Raw genomic sequence first — 3110 nt, 5'->3', positions numbered from 1 at the left:
AACTAAATCGACGAGTTATGGCTGGGGTACTTCGACCTCTGAGGTAGTGCGAAGCAACGCACCAGGCCCTGTGGCACTGGTACGGGACCCGCAGGGACGCCACACGGATGCCGGACTGGACCCAAAGTGATCGGATCCAGCCCGGCCTCAGTTGTGACTGCCCGGTCTTAGCTCAAGTCGATGTCCAGCGCCTGGAAGTTGTCCGCGGAGTGGCGGCCGACCAGCAGGCGGAACTTGCCCTGCTCGAATTTCCAGCCGCCGTCGTAATGGCCAAAGGATCGTGCCGGTATCCGCACTTCGACGCTTTCCGTACCGCCGGGGGCAAGGTGCGTTCCGCCGTAGCCGGCCAGCCAGCGGACCGGACGCTCCACTGCGGAGCCAGTGCGTTCCAGATACACCTGCACTGTTTCGCGTCCGATGCGGCTTCCGGTGTTGCGGACCGGAACATGCACCACGACGTCCTGTCCAACGTTTACAGACTGGGGGGCGTGGGCTGTTCCCAGTTCGAACGTGGTGTAACCCATGCCGAAGCCGAACGGCAGCGCAGGGGTCGCGCCTCCTTCTGCTTCCTGCCTGAGCCAGGCCCGGTAGCCGACGTGGATGCCTTCGGAGTAGATCACCTTCCCGTCTACCGGGGTGGTGTTCAGTACAGGAACGTCCTCCAGTGCAGCGGGCCAGGTGGTGGGCAGCCGGCCGCCGGGTTCCTCAGCACCCAGGAGGATGTCCGCGATGGCCCGGCCGAATTCCTGGCCGCCGAACCAGCCGAGCAGGACAGCGCCCACCTTGTCCAGCCACGGCATCAGGACCGGTGAGCCGGAGTTCACCACGACGACGGTGCGCGGGTTGACCGCGGCAACAGCCTCGACGAGCTGGTTTTGCAGGCCGGGGAGATCAAGGTCTTTGCGGTCAAAGCCCTCGGATTCGATCGCAGCGCTGGTTCCCACCACGACGATGGCCACATCGGCGGCTTTGGCCGCTTCCACTGCCGCGGCAATGTCAGCCTGGGGGTCTTCTACGACGGTTTCCTCACCCAGGAGGATGGCGGTAAACGGGATGACTTGGTCCTTGGGCAGCTTGTAGACGGCCTCGATCCGTACTGTTTCGGCTGCAGCAGTTTCCACGGGGTGGACGGTCTTGGGCGGGTCGAAGAGGGCAGCGCCGAGCACGTCGGTGTCATCCTCGATCTCGCCGTTGAACACTTCTTCGCCCTGCAGTGACAGGCGGATGTGGCCCACCGTGCCCACGCCCAGGTGGTGGATGCCCGCTGTGGGGGCGGTCCAGTGGGCTTCCATGCGGATAGCGGCAGCGCCCTCGGGAATACCGACGCCGAACCAGATCAGGTGGGACGCGAGCCGGTCCTCACCTGAAATTTCCGACCCGTCCCCGGACAGGAAGGTCACCCGCATTCCCGGAACGCCGGAGACGGGGTTGTGCAGCGAGGTGCGCGGGAAGGCCTGCAGGCCTTCGGCCACCTTGGCTCCGCGGGCGTAGCTGATGCTGACGTCTTCCGGCAGCGCTTCACGCAGGCCCTCCAAAGGAGAGACGGTGTATTTGGGCATGACGGTAGCGCTGCCGCCGCCCTGTGTGCGTGCCTCTTCGGCGTTGTGGCCGCTCACCGCAACACGGCTTAATGCTGCCGGGCTCAGCGGCAGGAGTCCGTCCTTGTTGCGGACCAGTACCGCGCCGCGGACCGCTACTTCACGGGCTACGGCGGCGGCGTCGAGGGCTGTCGGGAGTTCCGTCACAGCAGGGGTGACGCCTTCGAGGGATCCGACGCGGGCAGCGAGGCGGAGGATGCGGATGACTTTTTCCAGGATGGCGGCCCTGCTGACGTGCCCGTCTTCAACGGCTGCGAGCAGTTTAGATCCCCAGTGGCCTACCGGGCCCGGCATTTCCAGGTCCTGGTGTGCGTTGGCAGCTTCAACGGAGCGGACGCCGGTCCAGTCGGAGACAACGACACCGTCAAAGCCCCATTCGGTGGACAGCGGGGTCTTAAGGAGTTCGTTTTCGCTGGCCGTGGTGCCGTTAATGGAGTTGTAGGAGCTCATCACCAGCCAGGCGCGCGCCTCCGTGATGGCGTCTTCAAAGGCCGCGAGGTAGAGCTCGCGCAGCGGGCGCTCGTCCACGACTGAGTCGGCGGTGAAACGGTCCGTTTCGGCCTCGTTGGCCAGGTAGTGCTTCGGTGTTGCCCCGACGCCCATGGATTGCACGCCTGCTACGTAGCCGGCGGCCAGGGTTGCGGTGAGGCGGGGGTCTTCGCTCATGCACTCGAAGTGCCGGCCGCCCAGCGGGGAGCGGTGCAGGTTGATGGTGGGGCCAAGTACGGCGTGCACGCCCTTGCGGCGTGCTTCCTGGCCGAGGACCTGGCCGTAGCGGTGTGCTGTTTCCACGCTCCATGTCGCGGACAGGGCGGAGGATGACGGCAGCGAAACGGAGTCGTGCCGCTCGTCGAAGTCCTCACCCCGGACACCGGACGGGCCGTCGGAGAGGACCACGCGTGAAAGGCCGATGGAGGGCAGCGCGTGAGTGGCCCATACGTCCGCACCGGTCAGCAGCTGGATCTGCTGCTCAAGGGAAAGGTTTTCCGCGAGTTCCTGGATGCGTGCTTCGGCGTCGGGGGAACCGGCTGCCGGAGCCGTCACGGCCGGGGAAAGGGTGGGGTTCATTTACTTGACTCCTTTGATTCGGGTGACGAGGACGGCGCCGATGATGCCGACGACGGCCCCGCTAATGAAGAGGGCGGGGTAACCGCCGAGCGTGATGACAGGGAGCGCGAGGGCGGGCACCAGGGACTGGGGCAGTGCCTGGGCTATGTTGAAGACGCCGAAGGTCTTGGCGTTTTCGCTCTGGTCCTTGGGCAGGAGGTCGGTGATGAGGGCGACGTCAACGGCTCCGAAGCAGCCCAGCCCGATACCGGCGACTGCCTGACCTACCAGGACCTGGTCGGTGGTGGTGCTCGTGGCGATGATGATAAGGCCGGCCATCATGATGATCGCGGACGCAATGACCATGCCCTTGCGCTTGCCGATCCTGTCGCTGATCCAGCCGCCCGCGAGGCTACTGATCACGGTGCCCGCGGCGCTGACCAGGGTGGCCTGGAAAACCAGCCC

The 3110-nt window shown here is 65.6% G+C and carries 2 protein-coding genes; both read right to left on the bottom strand.

The annotated features are described in order from the left end of the window. Positions 1–167 precede the first annotated feature (167 nt). Positions 168–2666, bottom strand: coding sequence for a beta-glucosidase family protein (locus AC5RWX_RS31785; RefSeq protein WP_494100171.1), 2499 nt, complete (start codon positions 2664–2666; stop codon positions 168–170). Beyond that, positions 2667–3110: MFS transporter (locus AC5RWX_RS31780; RefSeq protein WP_494100170.1), on the bottom strand; the 444-nt coding region annotated here is incomplete at its 5' end.

It is taken from the genome of Arthrobacter sp. SPT-J7 (genome assembly GCF_059089965.1).
This window is presented reverse-complemented; position numbering and strand designations above follow the sequence as displayed.

Coding starts and splice junctions, on each gene's coding strand:
- AC5RWX_RS31785 (WP_494100171.1), bottom strand. CDS start 2,666: ATGAACCCCACCCTTTCCCCGGCCGTGACGGCTCCGGCAGCCGGTTCC.